General features: G+C 73.7%; 16 protein-coding genes. 5 read left to right on the top strand and 11 right to left on the bottom strand.

Annotation, left to right across the window (positions count from 1 at the left end):
* Positions 1-16 precede the first annotated feature (16 nt).
* Positions 17-1684, bottom strand: a complete 1668-nt coding sequence (locus BM339_RS11195) for a serine/threonine-protein kinase (RefSeq protein ID WP_083597548.1) — start codon at positions 1682-1684, stop codon at positions 17-19.
* Positions 1684-3531 carry a serine/threonine-protein kinase gene (locus BM339_RS51240; RefSeq protein WP_075020797.1) on the bottom strand — a complete coding sequence of 616 codons (1848 nt, stop codon included), beginning with the start codon at positions 3529-3531 and terminating at the stop codon, positions 1684-1686. Before BM339_RS51240 ends, BM339_RS11195 begins: the two co-directional genes overlap by 1 nt.
* Positions 3532-3704: 173 nt before the next feature.
* On the opposite strand from BM339_RS51240, the gene lysX reads away from it, so the two are divergent.
* Positions 3705-7004: a bifunctional lysylphosphatidylglycerol synthetase/lysine--tRNA ligase LysX gene (gene lysX / locus BM339_RS11185; protein WP_177287669.1), complete on the top strand. Its 3300-nt coding sequence runs from the start codon at positions 3705-3707 to the stop codon at positions 7002-7004.
* A 15-nt stretch (positions 7005-7019) separates the two neighbouring features.
* On the opposite strand, the gene BM339_RS11180 is transcribed toward lysX, so the two are convergent.
* Positions 7020-7505: a hypothetical protein gene (locus BM339_RS11180; protein WP_021597223.1), complete on the bottom strand. Its 486-nt coding sequence runs from the start codon at positions 7503-7505 to the stop codon at positions 7020-7022.
* A 41-nt stretch (positions 7506-7546) separates the two neighbouring features.
* Positions 7547-7927: a hypothetical protein gene (locus BM339_RS11175; protein WP_024936588.1), complete on the bottom strand. Its 381-nt coding sequence runs from the start codon at positions 7925-7927 to the stop codon at positions 7547-7549.
* Between the two features lie 77 nt (positions 7928-8004).
* Here BM339_RS11175 and BM339_RS11170 point away from each other — a divergent pair, with 77 nt between their 5' ends.
* Positions 8005-9501 (top strand): dienelactone hydrolase family protein, encoded by a 1497-nt coding sequence (locus BM339_RS11170; RefSeq protein WP_075020796.1) that lies wholly within the window; start codon positions 8005-8007, stop codon positions 9499-9501.
* Here BM339_RS11170 and BM339_RS11165 read toward each other — a convergent pair.
* The 5 genes from BM339_RS11165 to BM339_RS11145 form a co-directional block, all read right to left on the bottom strand.
* Positions 9494-10585: a winged helix DNA-binding domain-containing protein gene (locus BM339_RS11165; protein ID WP_021597226.1), complete on the bottom strand. Its 1092-nt coding sequence runs from the start codon at positions 10583-10585 to the stop codon at positions 9494-9496. The genes BM339_RS11170 and BM339_RS11165 overlap by 8 nt on opposite strands.
* A 107-nt stretch (positions 10586-10692) precedes the next feature.
* Positions 10693-15567, bottom strand: coding sequence for a hypothetical protein (locus BM339_RS11160; RefSeq protein WP_075020795.1), 4875 nt, complete (start codon positions 15565-15567; stop codon positions 10693-10695).
* Positions 15568-15656: 89 nt separating this feature from the next.
* A complete protein-coding gene (locus BM339_RS11155) occupies positions 15657-15860 on the bottom strand; it encodes a PspC domain-containing protein (RefSeq protein WP_021598619.1) in 204 nt (67 codons plus the stop codon).
* A 145-nt stretch (positions 15861-16005) separates the two neighbouring features.
* Positions 16006-16683: an HAD family hydrolase gene (locus tag BM339_RS11150; RefSeq protein ID WP_075020794.1), complete on the bottom strand. Its 678-nt coding sequence runs from the start codon at positions 16681-16683 to the stop codon at positions 16006-16008.
* Complete coding sequence (locus tag BM339_RS11145; RefSeq protein ID WP_075020793.1) at positions 16680-17330, bottom strand: MBL fold metallo-hydrolase; 651 nt, start codon at positions 17328-17330, stop codon at positions 16680-16682. The genes BM339_RS11150 and BM339_RS11145 overlap by 4 nt, the downstream gene beginning before the upstream one ends.
* 117 nt (positions 17331-17447) lie before the next feature.
* Here BM339_RS11145 and BM339_RS11140 point away from each other — a divergent pair, with 117 nt between their 5' ends.
* The 3 genes from BM339_RS11140 to BM339_RS51235 all read left to right on the top strand — a co-directional run bounded on the left by BM339_RS11140 (position 17448) and on the right by BM339_RS51235 (position 20027).
* A complete protein-coding gene (locus BM339_RS11140; protein WP_075020792.1) occupies positions 17448-18515 on the top strand; it encodes a phosphotransferase family protein in 1068 nt (355 codons plus the stop codon).
* Positions 18512-19612, top strand: coding sequence for an Rv3169 family protein (locus tag BM339_RS11135; RefSeq protein WP_111830203.1), 1101 nt, complete (start codon positions 18512-18514; stop codon positions 19610-19612). The genes BM339_RS11140 and BM339_RS11135 overlap by 4 nt, the downstream gene beginning before the upstream one ends.
* A 283-nt stretch (positions 19613-19895) precedes the next feature.
* Complete coding sequence (locus tag BM339_RS51235; RefSeq protein WP_021598624.1) at positions 19896-20027, top strand: hypothetical protein; 132 nt, start codon at positions 19896-19898, stop codon at positions 20025-20027.
* 90 nt (positions 20028-20117) lie between these two features.
* Here the strand turns inward: BM339_RS51235 and BM339_RS11130 are convergent, their stop codons facing one another.
* The gene (locus tag BM339_RS11130; protein ID WP_021598625.1) at positions 20118-20417 is read right to left on the bottom strand and encodes a hypothetical protein; all 300 of its coding nucleotides are present in this window, start codon (positions 20415-20417) and stop codon (positions 20118-20120) included.
* Positions 20418-20510: 93 nt separating this feature from the next.
* The gene (locus BM339_RS11125; RefSeq protein ID WP_075020791.1) at positions 20511-21470 is read right to left on the bottom strand and encodes an LLM class F420-dependent oxidoreductase; all 960 of its coding nucleotides are present in this window, start codon (positions 21468-21470) and stop codon (positions 20511-20513) included.
* Positions 21471-21479 lie beyond the last annotated feature (9 nt).

Here is a 21479-nt window from a genome sequence, read left to right as displayed (position 1 = left end):
AGGGTCCCCCCACTGGTCATCCCACCCCGGAGGGACGGAACGTGTCGAGCACATTCTTCACGAGTGCCTCGTTCCCGTTCCACTGGGAGGCGGGAACCGCCACCACGACGGCGTACGGCCGGCCACCGGCGATGACGCCGCGGTCGCGGGCGCGCGTGGCGCCTGTCCCGCGGGTCCAGGTGAACTCGATGTCGGCCGCCGGCAGTCCGGCGACGGTCGTGCGGGTGATCTCCCCGATCCGCTGGAAGTCCTTCAGCTTGCCGTCCGCGCGGGCCTCCTGCTCCCAGGTGACCCAGTGCTCGTACGGGTCGCCGGACCACACCGTCTGGTCGACCTGAACGTACGCGCTGGACGCGGGGTCGGTCCAGACGACGCTGTTGCCCTGCACGGAGCGCCGCCAGCCGCGGGGGACGCCGATCGTGTAGCCGGGGCCGGTGCCCCGGACGAAGCCGGGCGGGAGCGGTGCCACGGTGCTGCCCGGCGTCGAGGTGGACGTGGCCGGGGGCGTGGTGGCGGGTGTGGTCGGGGAGGTCTGCTGGGCGGGCGGCGACTGCGCCGTGCCCGTGCCCGTGCCCGGACCGCCGGCGGAAGAGGAGCCCTCCGGCCAGAAGACGAACCCGGCGACGCCCAGGATCACCGCGGCCACGGCGGCGCCCGCGAGGACCGGTACGACCGAGGACCTCTTGCGCGACGACGCCGGCGCGTGGGTGGGCGTCCACTGCTGCCCCGTCCCGGGCGGGTACTGCGTCGTCATGTCCGGCGGAACCGGCACCTGGACCGGGGGCGGGGGCGGGGGCACTTCGGAGCCCGCGGGCCCGTCGACCGCGGTGGCCTCGTTCGACGCGATCTGCGCGTTCGCCATGTGCACGGCGTGGCCGGAGGCGACCGCCTGGAGGGCCTCCTCGGCCCGGTCCCCGCTGAGCCGCCGGACCGGGTCGCGCTCCAGCAGGCCGGTGAGCACGGGCGCGAGCGGACCCGCGTTCTTCGGCGGCGGGACGTCCTGCGTCATCACGGCCGCGAGGACGGCCATCGGGTCGCCGCGGTGGTGCGGCGCCCTGCCCTCCGTCGCGGCGTACAGGGTGGCGCCGAGCGCCCACAGGTCGGACGCGGGGATCGCCGGTTCGCCGTTCACCCGCTCCGGCGACATGTACGCGGGCGACCCGATGAGCAGCCCGGTCCCGGTCAGGGTCGCGTCGCCGGCCATCTGGGCGATGCCGAAGTCGGTGAGGACGGCCCGGTCGCCGTCGGCGACCAGCACGTTCGCGGGCTTGACGTCGCGGTGCAGGATGCCGATCGCGTGCGCCGCCCGCAGCGCGCCCGCGATCTGCCGGCCGATGGTCGCGACGCGGCCGGGCGGCAGCGGCCCGTCCTCCTCCACGATCTCCTGGAGAGAACGGGCCCGCACCAGCTCCATGACGATCCACGGCCGGTCGTCCTCGTCCACGACGTCGTGTACGGTCACGACGCCCGGATGGTTCAGCCGGGCCGAGGCCCGCGCCTCGCGCAGCGTCCGGCGGTGCCGGTTCTCCCGCTCGGCGTCGCTCAGCCCGTCCGGGAGCAGGACTTCCTTGATCGCGACCTCGCGGTCGAGGGTCTCGTCGCGGGCGCGCCACACGGTGCCCATGCCGCCGCGTCCGACGACCGATGTGAGCCGGTACCGACCGGCGAGCAGGCGCCCGTCCATCAGTCGTCCGCGGGCTTGAAGGTCCGGTATACCGGCTGGAGGTCGGAGAACACCTTGTCCCAGTCGTCGTCGGGGGCACAGAGCAGGATCGCGTAGCCGTGCCCGTTGGTCACGAATCCCCGGTTGAGGATGTGCTTGCGGCCGCCGTCGCCGTCGTAGGTGAACTCCCAGTCGGCGGACTTGTCACCGTCCTTGCTGTCGGGCACGGGCGGCTCGTCGCCGGTGGGCGCGATCTCGATGCGCTTGTACCCGGGCCAGCCGGAGCCGCCGCGCTCCTGCTGCCGCCAGTCGTCGATCGCGCTGTCGCCCGGGTCGCCGGTCTGGCCGATCTGGAGGTAGGTCTTGCGGCCCGGCGCGTAGAAGAAGTCGCCGCCGGTCTTGCGCTCGGGCCCGCTCCAGCCCTCCGGGACGTACACGGTGTAGCCGGTGCGGTCCGCGTGCTTCCTGAACCCGGCGGGCGGGCCGCTCTCCGGCTTCTTGGAAGGGGTGGAGGCGGACGACGATCCCTTCCCCGCGTTCGTCGGGGTCGTCGCGCCCTCCTTGCGGGCGTCGCGGCCGTCGTCACCGCCGTTGGCGAGCGCGATCCCCGCGATGATCAGGATGACGACGAGCACGACCGCGGCGACGATCAGCACGTTGCGGTTGGACGCGAGCGCGGGACGCCCGGTGGACGGGTGGTGGGTCGTCGGCGGGAAGTGCGTGGCGGGCCCGGGTTCGGACGGCGCCCGGCTCGACGCCGCCGTGACCCGGTCGGCGGGCTCGGTGGGCTGGCCGGACCGCCACGACCTGACGCGGTCGGGGTCGGGTGCGGTCTCCCCCGGGCTCGCGGTCCGCGGCCGGGACGGCGGCGGGGCGGGCGGGAGGTCGAAGCTGGTCAGCTGGTCCGGCCGCGCGCCCTCGTCCGCCGGGCGCGGCGCGTCGCCGGACGGCTCGGGCGGCGTCGTGCGGGGGTCCGCGAGCTCCTCGGCGGGGAACTCGACCGCCATCGTGCGCTGGGTGTCGATGCTCTCCTGCCGGACGATGTCGTCCAGCAGGGCGCCGGCCTCGATCGCGTCCATCCGCTGGTCGGGGTTCTTGCGCAGCAGCCCCTCGATGACCGGGACGAGCCGGCCGCCCTTCTCCGGCGGGTCGGGCTCGTCGGAGATCACCGCGACCAGCGCCGCCATCGGCTCGGGCCGCTCGAACGGCGACTTGCCGTGCAGCATCGCGTACAGCGTGACGCCGAGCGACCACAGGTCGGACGCGGGGCCGGCGACGCGGCCGCGGGCCCGCTCCGGCGCGATGTAGGCGGGCGAGCCCATGACCAGGCCCGTCTGGGTGAGGGTGGCGTCGCCGGACGCGGTGGCGATGCCGAAGTCGGTGAGCACGGCGCGCTCGCCCATCCGCCCGGTTCCGGTGATGAGCACGTTGCTGGGCTTGACGTCGCGGTGCAGCACCCCGGCATCGTGCGCGGCGTGCAGCGCGGCGAGCATCTGCCGGCCGATCTCCGCGGCGCGGCGCGGCTCCAGCGGCCCGTCCTGCTTGATCACCTGGTCCAGGGAGCGGGCCTTGATCAGCTCCATGATGATCCAGGGCCGGTCGTCCTCCTCGACGACGTCGTAGACGGTGACGACGCCGGGGTGGCCGAGCCGGGCCGCGGTGCGGGCCTCACGGAACGTGCGCTTGTGGTGCACGGCGCGTTCCTCATCGGTGAGACCATGCGGGAGGATGACCTCCTTCACCGCCACGTCACGACCGAGGACCTCATCGTGCGCCTGCCAGACCGTCCCCATGCCGCCTCGGCCGACCTGGGTCACCAGGCGGTAGCGGCGGGCGAGCAACCGCTCACCGGCGGGTTCATTTGGCATATCCGCGACCATATCGACTTTTGCTGACAATCTTGGACCGAGCTTGCAAGCCACATCCCCCCACCCGTACGACGTCCGGCACCCCACCGAGGTTCGCCGCCGGACCGGCGCGCCCGGACGGAGGCCCGGCCGACGTGCCACCCGATAGCAGGACACCCGGTAGAAAGGGGACCATGACGGAGCAGGGCCCGCGAGGAGGCCTGCGGGGCGAGTGGCGCCGGCTGATCCAGGCCGCGCCGACGATCTTCTTCTGGTACACCCGTCTCTCCGGGATCCTGTCGCTGCTCGCGTGGGTCTCCTATGGTCTCATCCTTGAGATAGCGGAAGTCTGGGCTCTGCGATGGATCGGCTACCTCGGCTGGTTCCCCAGCGTCCCGATCGGCCTGCTGTGGATCCTGCTGTCGATGGGCGTCCGGCGGCGCAAGAAGGCCGCCTGGCGGATCCTCGTGCTGATCTTCTGCCTGCCCACCGCGCTGGGCGTCACCGCCGTCCTCACCACGCTGTTCAACCCCGACAAGCCGACCCCCGTCGGGCTGATCGTCACCGCCGGGGTCTACCTCGCCGTGCTCGGCCTGCTGATCGCCGCGCGCGGCCAGTTCACCACGCTGCCCGACCGCGCCAACCGGCGCCTCGCCACCATCGTCTTCACCAGCCTGCTCGTGGTGACCTGCGGAATCGGCACGTTCCTCGTCACCCTCACCGACCGCAACGCCAGTGGCGACTTCTGGACGCACCCGCTCTACGCGATCTCCCAGACCGTGCTCGGGCCGCGCGTCACCGGCAAGCCGATCAACGTGTCGGTGCCGTTCTACGTGGACGCGATCCTGTGGGTGCTCGGCACCGGGCTGCTGATCGCCACGTTCTGGGCGCTGTTCAGGCCGGGGCGGCGCGACCCCGTCCTCAGCCCCGCCGAGGAGCTGTCGGCGCGCCGGCTGCTCGCCGAGTACGGCGACCAGGACTCCCTCGGCTACTTCGCGCTGCGCCGCGACAAGGACGTCATCGTCGCGCCGAACGGTAAGGCGGCCATCGCCTACCGGGTCGAAGGTTCGGTCTCCCTGGCCAGCGGCGACCCGCTCGGCGACCCCGAGTCGTGGGACCAGGCGATCGAGGCATGGCTGGGCGAATGCCGCGCGCACGCCTGGATCCCGGGCGCCGTCAGCGTCGGCGAGCGCGCCGCGCACATCTACCGGCGGCACGGGTTCGACGCGCTGGAGCTCGGCGACGAGGCGATCGTCGACCTCACCGACTTCAACCTGGACGGGCGGGAGATGCGCCAGGTCCGCCAGGCCGTCCGGCGGGTCGAGCGGGCCGGCTACAGCGTGCGGATCCGGCGGCACTCGCAGATCCCCGGCTGGGAGATGGCCAAGCTCATCCGCAGCGCCGACGCCTGGCGCGGCGAGGAGACCGAGCGCGGCTTCTCCATGGCCCTCGGCCGCCTCGGCGACCCGACCGACGGGCGCTGCGTCATGGTGGAGGCGTTCGACGCGCACGGGGAGCTGCGCGGCCTGCTCAGCTTCGTCCCGTGGGGGCGGGCCGGGCTGTCGCTGGACCTGATGCGCCGCGACCGGCTCGCCGAGAACGGCCTGAACGAGTACATGGTCGCCAAGCTCGCCGAGAAGGCCGCCGCCGTCGGCGCGCAGCAGCTGTCGCTGAACTTCGCGATGCTGCGCTCGGCGTTCGAGCGCGGCTCCCAGATCGGCGCCGGACCCGTCGCCCGGCTCTACTACAGGTTCCTGTCGTTCGCGTCGAAGTTCTGGCAGCTCGAATCGCTGTACCTGTCGAACGCCAAGTACCTGCCCCACTGGCGCCCCCGCTTCATCTGCTACACGCAGGGGCGCGACCTCGTCCGGCTGGGCCTCGCCTACGCCCGCGCCGAGGGGTTCCTGCCGAGCTTCAACCGTCCCAAGCTGGACCGGGCCGCCGCGATGGCCCCCTCCACCGACCTCGTGGACAGGATCAAGGAGATCGAGGACGCGGCGGACGCGGCGCGCGCCCCGCAGCGGCGCCTGTCGGAGCAGGAGCGGGTCAGGCACGCCAAGCTCGACGAGATCCGCGCCGCGGGGATGGAGCCGTACGCGCTCGGCTGCGAGCGCACCGACGTCGCCGCCGGCGTCCGCGACCGCCACCGCGGCCTCGCGCCGGACACGCGCACCGGTGAGGTCGTGGCGATCGCGGGACGGGTGGTGCTGGCCCGCGAGCACGGCCGGCTGATCTTCGTCACGCTGCGGGACGAGACCGCCGACCTCCAGGTCATGCTGACCTCGGACTCGCTGGGCGCGGAGTCGCTGCGCCGGTGGAAGGCGCTCATCGACCTCGGCGACCAGGTCGGCGTGCGCGGCGAGGTCGTCACGTCCCGGCGGGGCGAGCTGTCGGTCCTCGCGTCCTCATGGACGCTCGCCGCCAAGTGCCTGCGCCCGCTGCCGAACAAGCGGTCCGGGCTGTCGGATCCGGAGGCGCGCGTCCGGCAGCGGTACGTCGACTTCATCGTCAACGACGAGTCCCGGCGGATGCTGCGGATGCGCGGCGACGCCGTCGCCGCCGTCCGGGACGGGCTGCGCGCCCGCGGCTACCTCGAAGTCGAGACGCCGATGCTCCAGCCCGTGCACGGCGGCGCGACCGCCCGCCCGTTCACCACCCGCATCAACGCCTACAACATGCAGCTCTACCTGCGGATCGCGCCCGAGCTGTACCTCAAGCGCCTGCTCGTCGGCGGCGTCGGCCGCGTCTTCGAGCTGAACCGCAACTTCCGCAACGAGGGCGTCTCGCACAAGCACAACCCCGAGTTCACGATGCTGGAGGCGTACGAGCCCTACGGCGACTACGACACGATGGCGGAGCTCACCCGCTCCCTCGTCGTCGACGCGGCCCGCGCCGCCCTCGGCACCACCGTGGTCGTCCGGGACGGCGTCGAGTACGACCTCGCGGAGCCGTGGCAGGAGATCACCGTCTACGAGTCGGTGTCGAAGGCGCTCGGCGAGGAGGTCACCCCCGACACTCCGCAGGCCCGCGCCCTCGCGCTCGCGGAGCGGCTCGGGTTGAACGCCGACCCGCGGTGGGGCCAGGGGAAGATCGTCCAGGAGCTGTTCGAGGCGGCCGTCGAGGAGGATCTGAAGGCGCCGACGTTCGTCCGCGACTACCCGGCGGAGACGTCCCCGCTGACCCGCCCGCACCGCGCGGATCCGCGGCTGGCGGAGAAGTGGGACCTGATCGTCTTCGGCCTCGAACTCGGCACCGCCTACTCCGAGCTCATCGACCCGATCCTGCAGCGCGAGCGGCTGACCGAGCAGTCGCTGCAGGCCGCGGGCGGCGACCCGGAGGCGATGGACCTCGACGAGGACTTCCTGCGCGCCCTGGAGTACGCGATGCCCCCCGCCGGCGGAATGGGCATGGGAATCGACCGGCTGCTGATCACGCTCACCGGCCGCAGCATCCGGGAGACGATCCCGTTCCCGCTGGTGCGCCCCGGTTCCTGAAGGCCGCCCCGGCACCTACAGGGCACGCGGCGCGGGCCGGTACCCCTGCCCGGCGAGCCATTCGCGCGCCGAACCGCGCCGGGCGTCCTCACCTTCCGGAAGGACGCCCGGCGGGATCGGCAGGCCGTCTCCCTCGTCCGCGGGGAGGACGTCGCCCCGCTCGGGATCGAGCACCTGGAATCCGTCGTCCATCGCCGCCGCCACCGCCCCCAGATCGACCGGCAGGGAAGCGAGACCGGTCGGCGGGCGCGTCCCCAACGCGGCACCGAGCTCGGCGGCCAGTTCGGCGTCGCCCGGCAGGCCGCGCCCGCCCAGTTCCTCCAGGCATTTCCCGGCGAGATCCTGGACCTCCCGGCCCTGGGCCAGTGCGGCCACGAGGACGTCCCCCGCGTACTGGAGAACCGGGGTCAGCGGACGCCCCCGAAGTACCCCGGCGTCCCCGAGCCCCTGGTGGGCGGCCCCCCGCAACCGCGCCAGCGCGTCCTCGTCCCATTCCGCCACGGAGACATTTGTACCGACATCCACCGCCAAAAGCCGCGGTTTCATCGAGGCCGCTTGTCCTCCACATGGACGACGGCGAGCTCGCGCCCGTCCTGATCGCGCTTGGACCGGCCGAGAAGGCCCACGGCCAGATCATTCGCGCCGTCGGCGGTCTCTTCCGGAGCGACATAGGTGAGGATGTCGTTGTGGTGCCCGTAGACGGCCCATCCGGGCGCCGCGTCGAGGTCGATCGTCCCGAAGTCGCCGGCGGATGAACCCGCCGCCACGGGCCCGTACTCGCGCAGCAGTTCCACGGCCTGCGCGGCCAGGTCGTCCTCGGGCTCCATCAAAATGACGCAGGTGCCGTTCTCGAACAGCACCCACGACTTCTCGTCGCCTTGAATGACGTCCCGCCAAACCTGAACCAGCTCCTCGGTCACCATGCGCGGGATTCTGCCGGTGACCACCGACGAAACGCATCCGGATTTCGCGGCCTTCTCATTCCTGGCAGGGTGAGCCGGTGCGAAAACGGCGGATACAGGCGGTCACGGTGGCGGTGGTGTGCGCGGTCGCCGGGATTCTGGGACTCGCGACGGCGGACAGGGGCATCGAGCGGCGCACCGCCGTGATCGACGGCGTGCCGGTGGAGGCGGTCCGTCCCGCCCATCCCGAGGGACGGCTGCCCGGGGTGGTCGTCGCCCACGGTATGGGCGCCGGCCGCCGGCTGATGCGAGGATTCGCCGACACGCTGGCACGGCGCGGATATGCGGTCGCGCTGGTCGACCTCGCCGGTCACGGAGCCGCCACACGGCCGCTGCCCGGGGGCGGGGAGGGACCGGCCGCCAACGCGCGGCTCGACCGCGACCTGGACATCGCCGTCCGGCGGCTGCGGTCGATGCCGTGGGTCGACACCGCGCGCCTCGGTCTCGTCGGGCACTCGATGGGGGCCGCCGCGGTCATCCGGTACGCCACCGCGCGCCCGTCCGTCGGAGCGACGGTCGCGATCTCGCAGGGACAGATGGACGTGTCCGCGTCCGCTCCCCGGAACCTCCTGCTGATCGCCGGCGGCCTGGAGTTCGCCGCCTACCGGGAGGGCGCCGTCAGCGCGCTGCGGGCCGCCTACCCGCGCGGACGCGCCGGAGTCACCTACGGCGACCCCCGGTCCGGGACCGCGCGCCGGGCCGTCATCGCCGGCGGCGTCGAGCACGCCGGTGTGCTGTTCAGCCCGCGGACCCACCGGGAGACGGCCGCCTGGTTCGACGCGGCCTTCGCCCGCCGCCCGGTTCCGGGCACGGAGACCCGCGCCGTCCAGCGAGCCGGGTCGGCGATGCTGCTCTACGTCGCGGCCGTACTGAGCTTCGGCGCGATCGCGTCGGCGCTTCTCGGAACGGGCGACCGCGCCGCCCGCCGCGTCTCCCTGACCCGCGCCCTGGTGGGCTCCGCCGTGGCGGTCATCGCGGCGGTGCCGGCGATGTCGCTGCTCACGCTGCCGGTGGCGGTGACCGGCCCGCTCGCCGCGTTCTTCGGCGCGATCGGCCTGGTCACCCTGGCGTCCGCGCGAGGGATCCCGGCCGGACGACCCGCGCCCCGGACGGTCGCGGCGGCCGCCGCCCTCAGCGCGCTGACCGCGGTGTCGGTCGCCGTGCCGGCTCACCTCGGCTGGGCGCACGCGATACCGGTCGGCCCGCGCGCATGGGTGCTCGTCCTGGTCACCGTGTGCGTCGCGCTGTACTGCCTCGGCGTCGAGGCCCTGTGCACCGGCCAGGACGGGCGCACCGCGATCGGGATCCACGCCTGGACGGGGGCGGGCGCCCTGACGGGCCTCTGCGCCGCCGTGGCCGTGGGCGTGGTCTCGTCCTACGTGCTGCTGCTGGCGCCGCTGATCGCCGGCCTGCTCGCCTGGCAGGGCGTCCAGGCGGCGGCGCTCCGCAGGCTCGCGGCACCCGCCTGGATGGCCGCGGCGGCCGGCGGGCCGCTGCTCGCCTGGCCCCTCGCGATCACCATGCCGATCAGCTGAGCCCGATCCGGAGATCGTGCTCGTCGCCGGGCGCGGCGAAGCGCAGCAGTTCGGCGGCCTCCTCGCGGACCGGGTCCTCGTCCGGCAGAGGGGCGAAGAGCCGGATGTCGAGCGCGGCGCATCCGGCCTTCCGGTCGTGCTTGAGCGTCCAGATGCCGTGGACGCGCCCGTCCACCAGCAGGGTGGCGTGGGTCTGCGAGCCCACGCACACGGCCTTGCGCTGCTCGTCCGTCATCATCCGGGTCCGGTCGGCGTAGGCGAGGATCAGGTTGTCGAAGGCCGGGAGGAACCGGACAGGGACCGGCAGACCAGCATCCGGAAGCGCCATGTCGGGGAGATCGAAGAGCTCCACGCCCGCCTCGTCCCGGTAAGTCTGGAGGGACGGCCGAAGTTCCTCGAAGGCCTCCTCCATGCGGCGCATGCCGGACCAGATCTGGAAGTCCTTCACGGAAGCCGGGCCGAACGCGGCCAGGTAGCGCCTGATCAACCGAGCCGGGCGCGCCTCGGCGAGCGGCCGGCCGATCCACTCCTCCGCCAGGGCGAACGGGGTCGCGCCGCCGGTGTTCCACGTCCCGCTGGGCGGTGGATGGACGGCGTGGACCAGCGCCTGGGCCGTCCAGCCGAGGGATTGCAGATCCCTTTCCGGCCAGCGCTCGGCGAGCGCGCGGGCGAGTTCGGGCCGGGTGAGGATCCGGCCCTCCAGAAGCCTGCGGGCCTCGGCGGCGAGCTCGTCCAGGTCCCAGCCGCGGGTCGCGCCCCCGAAGGCGGCCTGCCGCCCGCGCAGGAGGCTCTCCTGGACGAGGGGACGCAGCCACAGGTAGTCGGCGGCCGACGCCATGTGCTGCGTGCCTCGGATGATCGAACTGCGCACGACGGACCGGTCGCGCAGGAGGTCGGTTAGATCGTCCTGGCGGAACCCGTCCAGGCGCGTCCAGAGCCCGAAGTAGGGCATGTTCCTCTCCTGCGCCTGGATGGCGACGAGCCGCTCGACCGCCTCCAGAACGGAGACGCCGGAGCGCTTCAGGAGGAACTGCCGTTCCAGGGCCGCCCGGTTAAGCGTCCGGCGATCCAACGTCCGCGTCATGACCCCACCCCAAAAGGAAACGAACCAACACCCCCACCCTAACAGAACGGAACACTCCATTCCACAACCTCCCCGCACAGAATCAACCCAGCCGCCACCGCTACTCGCTAGCCGGCGCTCTCCCGGTAGGCCTCCACCGCGTACCGCAGCCGGGCGCCGACGAGGAGCGCCTCGTCCTCCGGGCACGCCATGAGGCGGGTGACCAGCTCGACGATCTGCTCGTCGGTGAGCTCCGGTTCGCGCTCGGCGATGTGCCCGACGATCTCGACGAGCTCGGGGCGCTTGTACCCGGCGATCGACTGCCCCCGCCGGATCATCGCGTGCCCAACGGACGGCCCGCTCGCCTCGGGCTGCGGCGGCGGCGCCTGCGGCGGCGGTGCCGCCGGCGGCTCCGGCCGCGGCCCCGGCCTGCCCCAGAGCGCGGGAATCTCCGGCCGCGATGCGGGCGGCCGGGCCTCCTCCTCGGGCACGGCCGGCCCCTTGCCCCCTTGCGGACCCGACTCCGGCACGCGCGGCTCCAGCCGCCCCGCGTCCAGCCGCCGAGGCGGCAGCGAACCCCCACCGGACCGAGGGGACCCCGCCCCCCGCGACTCCCGCCGCATCGCATCCAGCCGCCGAGGAGGCAACGCCTGCCCCGGCGCACGCGAACCTCGCCCAGGCGCACCCGACTCCTCGCCCGAGGGCGGCTGCCCGTCAGGCGGAGCACCAGCCTGCCGCCCCGCCACCGGCACATCCGACCGCCCCGGCCCCCGGGCCTTACGACCCGGCACGGCCGCAGGCCCCGCCACCGGCACATCCGAGCGCTCCGGCGGCCGCGCCCCCGCCCCCTCACGCGAGCCACCGGCAGGCGGCGGCCCACCCCGCCGAGCCAGAGGCGGACGCTCTACCCGCGGCCCCGCCCCGGACGCGCCAGAACGCTCCCGCGAAGCACCAGGACCAGGCTCCTCCGACCCCTCACGCGAGCCGCCAACTCCAGATGGCCCACCCCGTTGGGGTGTCGGCGGACGTTCAGTCTGCGGGCCTGTGCCGGACCCGGAGGGGGCAGGACGCTCCTGCGGGACGCCCTGACCGGGCGTCCACGGGCCCTCGCGCGGGTCGCTGGTTCCTGGCGGCCGACCCTGGCGAGACCCGGGCGGACGTTCCGCTCGCGGACCCGCGGCCGACGTGGACGGCGCGGGGCGCTCCTCCGGCAGGCCTGGACCGGACGTCTCTGCGTCCTCACGCGGGGCACCAGTTCCAGGCGGCCCACCTCGCCGGGGCGTGGGCGCACCCTCAACAACCCGCGGGCCCGTACCAGGAGGCGGCCCACCCTCGCGAGACACAGGCGGACGCTCCGGCGGCGAAGCCGCCCCAGACGCAGAGGGGGCTGGACGTTCTCGCGAAGCGCCCGGGCCAGGCTCCTCCGCGCCCTCATGCGGGCCGCCAACTCCAGGTGGCCCGCCCCGTTGGGGTGTCGGCGGACGTTCAGTCTGCGGGCCTGTGCCGGACGCGGAGGGGGCAGGACGCTCCTGCGGGACGCCCTGACCGGGCGTCCACGGGCCCTCACGCGGGTCGCTGGTTCCTGGCGGCCGACCCTGGCGAGACGCGGGCGGACGTTCCGGCGGCGGACCCACGCCGGGCCTAGACGCGGCAGGGCGCTCGTGTGGGGCGGCTGGACCGGGCATCCCTGCGTCCTCACCAGCTCCAGGTGGTCCACCCCGCCGGGGCGTGGGCGCACCCTCGGCATCCCGTGGGCTCGTAGCAGGCGCGGACGCGGCAGGACGTTCCTGCGGGTAGCCCTGACCAGGTCCGGGCGGCCTGACCCGGCGAGGCGCGGGCGGTCCCGCGTCCTTATGCGGGGCGCCACGGGGTTCGTTTCGTTGGGGCGGGGGCTCGGCCGTGCCTCGGCCTGCTACCGGCACCTCCGGACGCTCTGGCGGGCGCGGGGGCGTGCCCGGCTCGGGGGCGACCGGGCCTCGTCCTGGCTGCGTCGTCACCGGTACGTCGCGGGCGGGCGGGGGTGGTTGCGGGGCGTTCCGGGGGCGCTCGGGTCTCGCGGGGGGTGTTATCGGCAGGTCCCGCTGGGTTATGTCCGGGCGGTCGTACAGGCCGGGGGGTTGTGCTCGCAGGTCTTGCCGGGTGATGTCCGGGCGGGGCGCGTCCTCGGGGGCGGGCGGGGTGGTGAGGGCGGTGAAGAGGGTGGTCGTGGGGGTTATCGCGGTGTGGAGGTGGCCTGGGAGGCGGGTGGCGGGCGGCGGGCCCTCCGGGGGTGGCAGGTCGGGGCCGGGTGGGCCGACGAGGATGGTCCGGGGGGCGTGCCAGAGGACGTGCAGGGCCTCGGCGCCGGCCTCGTGCTCGCCGTCCACGATGACGACGTCGAACGCGTCGGGGGCGGGCGGGAGGACGTCCGGGACGCGCCACAGGGGGAGGATCCAGGCCGGGACGGCGTCGGGGGCCGACGGGGCGCGGGCGGCGGCGGCCGCCCAGGCGCGGGCGGCCGTGAGGTCGGCGCGGGCGGTGCGGAGCTCCTCCTCGGCGGAGGCCAGCGCCGCGCGGAGGCGGTCCGTGGCGGGGACGGCGGGCGCGGCACGGCGGCGGGCCCAGGCCCAGGCGTCGTCCCAGCGGCGGGTGCGGGCGTGCCAGACCTCGTCGCCGTCGGTGGCGATCATGAGGTTGGCGAGGTCGGGGTGGACGGAGCGGACGCGGGCGATCAGCTCGTCGCAGCGGATCTGGCGGGAGCGTTCGTGGCGGGCCTCGGCGAGGGCGCCCAGGGCGCGGCCGTAGGCGGCGGCGTCGCGGGCGTCGATGGCGGCGAGGGCGTCGCGCAGCTCGGGGGGATCGTCGTCGTCGAGGGGGCCGATCGAGTCGCGCAGGGCCTCCAGGTCGGCGGCGGCGCGGCTGACGCCGAGGCCTTCGAGGGCGTTGCGGAGGGCGGAGGCGTACTCGTGCCACTGGACCGGATGGGTGAGCCGGATGCCGAAGCCGGAGCGTTCGAGAAGGTGCCGGGTGGAGTCCACGGCCTGCATCGCGTCGCGGACGCGGGCGAGGCGGGCGTGGGCGCGGACGAAGCGGGCGACGCGTTCGGCGGGCGGGAGGTCGGCCGGGAAGGAGATGCCGGCGGCCTCCCACACGTACTGCAGCTCCCGGCAGGTGATCCGCACCATGAGGTCGGTGTGGACGAGGTCCAGGAGTTCGGAGGTGGTCGGTGCGACGCCGTCCACCGTGACCGTGGTGAGGAGCGGTTCCGCCTGGCGCTGGACGGCCGGGCGGAGCGGCCCACGCTTGAGGGTGCCGCCGCCGGCCAGGTGGGTGCGCAGGTCCTGGGCGGACGCGGCGAGCCCCCGGAGGTCGGCGTCCTCGGGCAGCTCGACGGTGTGGCCGCCCAGCTCGGCCAGGGCGCGCTCGGCCCACTGGGCGCGGGAGGTCATCTCCGAGACCCGGGCCCAGATGAGGGGGCGCCGGTCGCCGAGGGCGTCGCCGAACGCGCGGGCGGCGAGGTCGGCGCTGTTCCAGCCGCCGGGGTGGCCTTCGAGGCCGAGGTCGCGGAACGCGGCGGCGACGACGGACGCGTCCCCGTCGAGGCGGGCGAGGAACGTGCGGTCGGAGTCGCGGAGGCGCTGCGACAGGTCCGTCTTGGACCGTTCGGCGCGTTCGACGGCGGCCACCTCGGCGTCGACCAGGGTCTGCACGTAGGCGGCGCTCGGCAGCGCGCCCGGGTCGACGTCCCGCTGGGTCGTGCGGGCCTTGCGCGCGGCGGTCTCCTCCGCGAGGAGGACGACGAGGTCGGCGGCCTCGGAGCGGGAGATCGGCGGGGCGGCGGGCAGGTCCGGCCGGACGGGCATCCAGGACAGCTCGGGGTCCTGGTCGCCGGGGTCCGGCGCGGGCTCGTCCGACTCGCCGCCGCGGAGCCGCTCGGTGATCTCGGCGACGCGGCGGGCGGCGGCCTCCTCGCGCCCGGCGGCCAGCGCCAGGTCGGGGGACGCGCCGCGGCCCCGGATCGCCTCCGCCGTCCGCGCCGCCATCGCCGGGTCGGTGGCGGTGAGGGCGGCGAGGCCGGGCGGGAGCGCGGCGCGCAGGTCGGCGGACGCGGTGGGGCCGGAGGTGGCGACGAGCACCCGGTGGCCGCGGGCGAGCAGCCCCGCGAGCAGGTCGGGGACGGTCTCCGGCGCACGCTCGGGGACGTGCATGATCTGCGGTTTCCTGGCCGGTGACACGAACCGGGCGAGCCCGTCGGGGACGCCGCGCGGCAGCAGGCTGAGCAGCCGGGCGTGGTGGTCGGCGACGGCCTCGCGGGCCGGCGGGCGGACGACGAGCGCGGGCGCGAGCCGGAGCCGCGGGACGGGCGAGGCGGTGTCGGTGCCGGGCGCCCAGTCCTCGCGGTAGTCGGCGGGGGTGGTGAGCGAGACCTGGCACCACTTGCGCAGGACGTCGCCGGTCGAGGCGTTCAGCCCGAAGCCCTGCCCGGCCTGCACGGCCTCCGCCACCCAGGCGGCGGGCCTGAACCCGGGGTGGCCGGACAGCAGTTCCCGGTCGCGGAGGGCGGTGCGGCCGTCGAGGACGACGTCGACGCGCTCGGTCCGCTCGTCCAGGACGATCCGGACGGGCGTGCTCAGCAGGTGGTCGTGGACAGCGGGGCGCCACGACAGCAGCCCGGCCGCGAGCACCACCTCCTCGCCGGCCAGGTCGCGGAGGACGCGGTACCAGGTGCGCAGGGCGAGCCAGCCGTCGAACTCGTCCAGCACGACGGGCGGGGTCAGCGGGATGACCGGGACGCTGAACAGGACCTCGCCCGGTCCGGCGTCCCGTTCCACGTAGACGTCGCCGGGCAGGTCGGCCAGCCAGTGGACGTGGTCGTGGTCGGCGAGATCGCGGGACGGGCGCCGCCGGGCCCGCGCCAGGTCGCGCAGGTACCCGAGCAGGCGCGCCGCGTGCTCGGCCTCGCGCGCGCCGGCTTCGTCCACGGCCCGGCCGGGCCGGCCGGGACCCGGGGCCTCGTCAGGCACCGCGGCTCCTCCCCTTCCCACGGGAATGGTGGTGCCCCGATCTAACACCCCCCGGGCGAGCCCGGCCAAGCGCAATCGTTGATCTTGGGCTAGTGGGCGCGGGCCATGTGGCGGTCCTCGTTCGGCATCATCACCCAGAGAACCAGGTAGACGACGAACTGCGGGCCCGGGAGCAGGCACGACAGCAGGAACAACAGCCGGACGGTCCACGAGGTCATGCCGAACCGGCGTGCGAGCCCGGCGCAGACACCCGCGATGACCCGGTCGTTGCGCGGACGGTAGAGGCTGTTCATGGGTTCTTCTCTCCCCGATTCGTCGAGCGTTGAACGTCGCCGCGTTTCTCACGGCCACGTTCTCCACGCTACGAACCGGGAACCGGGCACCACATCAACCGTCCGGATTGTTCCGGTGCCCTACTCACGGATTAGGGGACGTCCCCTAGGGGGCGATGTGCTGGGCGACGAGCTTCGGTAGACCGGCCAGGTCGTCCAGGACGAACAGGCATTCGCGGAGCGCGCCGTCGTCCTTCTGGATGTGCCCCCAGGGGCCGCGCCGCAGGAACGCCGCCCGCATACCGAACGCCAGCGCCGGGCGGACGTCGTTGTCGATGCGGTCTCCGACGTACAGGACGCGGTCGGGCAGCACGTCCGCGAGCTGGGCGCATCGCTCGAAGAACTCCAGGGACGGCTTGGAGACGCCCCACACGTCGGAGATGCCGACCACGTCGGCCTCCAGCCCGAGCGCGGCCATCTGCCCGGCCGCCTCGACCGGCTGGTTGCCCGCGATCCCGACGTACAGGCCCTGGTCGCGCAGGCCCGCCAGGCAGGCCCGCGCGTCCGGGTACAGGTCGTCCGGCCCGAACCCGTTCGGCACGCCCGACTCGGCGCGGCGCCGCTGCTCCTCGTCGAGGTCGAACCCGGGGCGGAAGTACTCGAAGAGGTCCATGTGGGTGCCGCCGGTCGCCAGCAGCGCGCCGAGCTTGGCGAGGAAGGTGTGCCGGGGGACGCCGAGCCAGTCGGCCCAGCGGCCGTAGATCTCGCCCTCGTTGACGAGCGTCTCGCCGATGTCGAAGAAGACGGCCTGGACGGGTCCGGAAGTGCGGGGGGCTCGGCTCACGCGGCGGCCAGGTCGACCGAGGTGCCGGGGGTGAGGCGGCGGAACTCCTTGCCGAGTTCCTCCCCCGCGCCGGTGAGCACCCGTTCCATGACCATGAGGCCGATGTCGTTGAGCAGGCCGTCGTGGATGGCGAAGGCGCGTTCCGGGCGGACCTCGCGGGCGTAGGTGTAGAGGTCGAGCGCCCGCATCCAGGGCGCGTTGCCCGGCAGGCACAGCGTGCGGACGGGCTCGGACGGGACGGTCAGCGCGTCCCCGGGATGGAAGACCTCGCCGCCGACCAGGAAGCCGACGTTCGGGATGGGCGGCAGGTCGGGGTGCAGGAGCTCGTGGTCCTCGCCGTACACGTGGACGTCGAAGCCGGCGACCGTGACGGCGTCCCCGTGGCCGACCCGGTGGACGCGCCCGCCGAGGTCGGCGAGGTTCTCGGCGACGACGCGGGACGTCCACACCTCCAGGCCGGGGCGCCGCGCCATCTCGGCGCGCAGCGCGTCGGCGTCGAAGTGGTCGAAGTGCTCGTGGGTGATCAGGACGGCGTCCGCGGCGGCGAGGGCGGGAGCCGCCTCGCTGAAGGAGCCGGGGTCGATGACGATCGACCGGTCGTCCTCGGTGATCTGCACGCAGGCGTGTCCGAGCTTGGTGAGGCGCATGCGCCGATTTTTTCACGCCGGGCGGCGCCCCCCATTGACCGCCCCCGCGAGCGTTGATAGAACACGTTCTAGTTCGGGGGCGCGATCGGGCCGGGGGCCCGGCGAGGAGGCGGTCCGATGCCCGTTCCCGACCAGCGCGATCCCGAGATCACCCGGCGGCGCCTCACCGGCTGGCTGGACCGGCACCTTCCCGGGGTCCGGATCCCGCACATCGAGACACCCCAGACCAGCGGCTTCTCCAACGAGACCCTCATCTTCGACGCCGAGTGGACCGATGCCGGCGGCGCCGTGCGCAGGGAGCCGTTCGTCGCCCGCGTCGCCCCCTCCAGCTACCAGGTCTTCCCCGAGCCGCGGTTCGAGGAGCAGTACCGGCTGATGCGCGTTCTGGACGAGCGCACCGGCATCCCGGTCCCCTCGATCCACTGGTACGAGCCGTCCCCGGACGTCCTCGGCGCCGCGTTCTTCGTCATGGGACGCGTCGACGGCCGCGTCCCGACCGACATGCCGCCGTACCACTCGGGCGGCTGGGTGACCGAGGTCCCGCCGGAGGAGCGGGCCGCGATGTGGTGGTCGACGCTGGAGATCCTCGCGGACCTGCACCGGCTGGACGTGCGGGAGCTCGGCCTCGGGTTCCTCGACCAGCCGCGGTGGGGCGCGCCCGGCCTCGACCAGCGGCTGAACTACTACGAGGACTACCTGCCCTGGGCGTACAAGGGGCCGCAGGAGACGGCGCTCAAGGCCCTGGCGTGGCTGAGGGCGAACCGTCCCGACGAGCCGGACGAGGCCGCCGTGCTGTGGGGCGACGCCCGGATCGGCAACGTGATCTTCCAGGCGGGCGTGCCGGCGGCCGTCCTGGACTGGGAGACCGCCGCGCTCGGCGCCCCCGAGGAGGACCTCGCCTGGTTCATGTTCCTGGACCGGCACCATTCCGAAGGGGTCGGCGCGGCCCGGCTGGACGGCTTCCCGTCCTACGCCGCGACCGTCGCCCGCTACGAGGAGCTGCTCGGACGCCCGATGCGGCACATGGCGTACTACGAGATCCTATCCGGCTTCAAGTTCTCGGTGATCATGGCCCGGATCGGGCAGGCGATGATCGACTTCGGCTGGATCGACACCTCCGCCGACTTTCCCTACAACAACAACTGCACGCAGCTGCTCGCCCGCATCCTGGAGGGGCACCGGTGACGCTCTCGCCGCTCGACGACTACCCGATCCACCAGGCGCCCGAGGTGATGCGGCACGTCACCACGTCGGACCGCAACTTCTACGACCGGTACTACTTCAACGTCCATCCCTGCTCCGACGAGCTGATGCTGATCATCGGGATGGGGCAGTACCCGAACCTCGGCGTCATGGACGCGTTCGCGGTCGTCCGGCACGGGCCGGTGCACAAGGTCGTCCGCGCGTCCCGCGAGCTGGGCGACGACCGCATGGACACCCGGGTCGGCCCGTTCCGGGTGGAGGTCATCGAGGGCCTGAAGAAGCTCAGGGTCGTCCTGGACGAGACCGAGCACGGCCTCTGGTTCGACCTCACCTGGGAAGGGGCGATCCCCGCCACGCTGGAACCCCCGCACTACCTCCGCTGGCAGGAACGCGTGACGTTCGACTCCCGGCGCCTCGCGCAGACCGGACGCTGGACGGGCACCATCACGGTCAACGGCGAGACCATCGAGGTCACTCCCGACCGCTGGTGGGGCTCGCGGGACCGCTCCTGGGGCATCCGTCCCGTCGGCGAGCCGGAGCCGCCCGGAATCCAGGTGAAGAACGCGGGCACGTTCTACTGGCTGTACGCGCCCATGCAGTTCGAGGACCACTCGATCCTCTGCATCGTCCAGGAGGACGAGAAGGGCCGCCGCGTCTTGGAAGAGGCGACGCGCGTCTGGCCCGACCGTGAGGCCGAGTATCTGGGACGCCCCGAATACCGTCCCGAATACGCGGAGGGCACCCGCGACGTGGTCACCGCGACGCTGCGCTTCGCACCCCCGGGCGGGACACCGTTCGAGATAAGGGCGACGCCGATCCTGCCCGTCCACATGATGGTCGGCACCGGGTACGGGCTGGAACCCGGCTGGAAGCACGGCATGTACCAGGGACCGGACCTGAAGGTGGAGGGCGTCGGCTACGACGTCCGCAAGCCGGACGACGCCGCCCGCATGTGGGGCATGGTCGACGCGGTCGGCCGGTACGAGTACCTGGACGGCGCGCAGCCCACCGAGGCGGTCACCGGGCACGGGCTCTACGAGTACTGGGCGCTCGGCCCCCATCCGTCGTTCCCGGAGTGAGTCGTCTGCCAGACTGGCGACCGTGACGACCCCGCCTTCGCCCGACCCCCCGGACGCGGGACGGCCGTCCCGGGAAGAACCGGACGAGTCCTCGCCGGGTGGACCGCCCCCCAGACCCCCCGGAACAGGCCGGCGGTCCGGTGCCCACCGCTCCTCCGGCGCTCCCCTCCGCGATCTGGACCAGTCCTCTCTGGGGGGACGACCCCCCAGGCCCCCCGGCACAGGCCGCCGGTCCAGCTCCCTCCACTCCGCTGGCGCTCCGCTCCGGGATCTGGACCAGCAGGTGCGCGACCGCTACGGCACGTGGCGCGACCAGCCGCGCGGCCTGGCCTGCGCGGTGGTCGGCGCCTTCATGATCCTCACCACCGTGGCGTTCGTGTTCGCCGTGATCGCCGTCGTGAAGGCCATGCGCTGAAAGAGACCGTGCGCTGAAAGTGACCGTGCGCTGACGCACGGGACCGGGGCCGCCGTCCGGCGCGCCCCGCGTCCCGTCCGCTCCCTCGCGTCAGGTCGGAGTCCCCCCGGACCCCTCCGCGATGGTGAACGCCACGTCGCCCTGCGGGTCGACCTGGGCGTCGAGGGTCTTGTCGTCGAGGAGTTCGGCGACGGTGGGCTCCAGGTACACCTTGGCGCCCTCCTCCTCCACGACCTGGTCTCCGGCCTCGGGGGCGGGGGCCACCGAGAGCCGCAGGGCGTCCGAGCCGTCGAGCCCGGACTCGATGCGGATGCCGGTCTCGGGCGGAAGCTCCGGGTTCGCGGTCACTGTACGAATGACCTGGACGGCACCGCTGGTCAGCGTGAGCACGATCAGCTCCTCACGTCTCTGTCTTCTCGGGATTGATCCGCCCTCCCTCCCCGATCCCCACGGCCGTAAACATCGAGACGTGACCGAACGGTCTCAGTCCGCACCCGGCGCCAGCGCCCGCACCGCCTCGACCGGGGACAGGCCCCCGCCGGGGACGATGGCCAGCACGGGGGTGGTGAGACCGCCGTCCACGTACTCGCGGACGCGGGCGCGGCACCGCTCCGGCGAGCCGTGCACGACCAGGTCGTCGACGACCTCGTCCGGGATGACCTCCAGCGCCTTCTTGCGGTCGCCGGCCGCCCACGCCTCGTTCATCGGGCGGAGCGCCTCGCCGCGCCCGAGCCACTCGTGGAACGCCTTGTAGACGGGGACCGTCATGTACGCGGCGATCATCCAGCGGCCGATCGCGCGGGCCTCCGCGACGTCGTCGGTCGGGCAGACGAACAGCCGCGCGATCAGCTCCGGCTCGTCGCCCAGCTCGCCGCGGACCGTCCGGACGTCCTTCGGCGCCAGCCAGTTCGTGATCGCGCCGTCGGCCTCCCGGGCGGCCAGCCGGAGCATGCCGGGACGCAGCGCCGCGAGGACGATCTGCGGCGGGGCCGCGGGCGCGTTGTCCAGCTTGAAGCCCTTGACGGCGAAGGTGTCGTACTCCTCCTTCACCTTCTCCCCCGCGAGCGCCTTGCGGAGGAAGCGCAGCGTGTCACGGGTGCGCTTGTAGGGCTCCTCGAACGGGATGCCGTTCCAGCGCTGCACGATCGTGTCGGACGAGGTGCCGATGCCGAGCACGAACCGTCCGGGCGCGAGGTCGGCGAGGGTCGCGGCCTGCTGCGCCAGGAGCGCCGGGCCGCGGGTGTAGACCGGCACGATCGCGGGGCCGAGCCGCAGCTCGGGGCCCCACTGCGAGGCGAGCGCCAGCGGCGTGAACGCGTCGGTGCCGTTCGTCTCTGCGGACCAGGCGTCGGTGTAGCCGAGCGCGGACAGCTCGGACACGACGTCCCGGTGCTCGGCCAGCGGGAGCCCGGTCAGCGGAATGGTGAGTCCCCAGCGTGACATGCGCTCCCC

The organism is Actinomadura madurae (assembly GCF_900115095.1).
Taxonomy (GTDB): Bacteria; Actinomycetota; Actinomycetes; order Streptosporangiales; family Streptosporangiaceae; genus Spirillospora; species Spirillospora madurae.
Note: the sequence above shows the minus strand (reverse complement) of the source record. Positions and strands in the feature narration are given on the sequence as shown.

What these genes read in the sequence shown, in the direction of transcription:
- BM339_RS11155 (WP_021598619.1), bottom strand. Translation starts at nt 15,860, where the DNA reads ATGAACAGCCTCTACCGTCCGCGCAACGACCGGGTCATCGCGGGTGTC.
- BM339_RS11145 (WP_075020793.1), bottom strand. Translation starts at nt 17,330, where the DNA reads ATGCGCCTCACCAAGCTCGGACACGCCTGCGTGCAGATCACCGAGGAC.
- BM339_RS11175 (WP_024936588.1), bottom strand. Translation starts at nt 7,927, where the DNA reads ATGGTGACCGAGGAGCTGGTTCAGGTTTGGCGGGACGTCATTCAAGGC.
- BM339_RS11125 (WP_075020791.1), bottom strand. Translation starts at nt 21,470, where the DNA reads ATGTCACGCTGGGGACTCACCATTCCGCTGACCGGGCTCCCGCTGGCC.
- lysX (WP_177287669.1), top strand. Translation starts at nt 3,705, where the DNA reads ATGACGGAGCAGGGCCCGCGAGGAGGCCTGCGGGGCGAGTGGCGCCGG.
- BM339_RS11140 (WP_075020792.1), top strand. Translation starts at nt 17,448, where the DNA reads ATGCCCGTTCCCGACCAGCGCGATCCCGAGATCACCCGGCGGCGCCTC.
- BM339_RS51240 (WP_075020797.1), bottom strand. Translation starts at nt 3,531, where the DNA reads ATGCCAAATGAACCCGCCGGTGAGCGGTTGCTCGCCCGCCGCTACCGC.
- BM339_RS11195 (WP_083597548.1), bottom strand. Translation starts at nt 1,684, where the DNA reads ATGGACGGGCGCCTGCTCGCCGGTCGGTACCGGCTCACATCGGTCGTC.
- BM339_RS11165 (WP_021597226.1), bottom strand. Translation starts at nt 10,585, where the DNA reads ATGACGCGGACGTTGGATCGCCGGACGCTTAACCGGGCGGCCCTGGAA.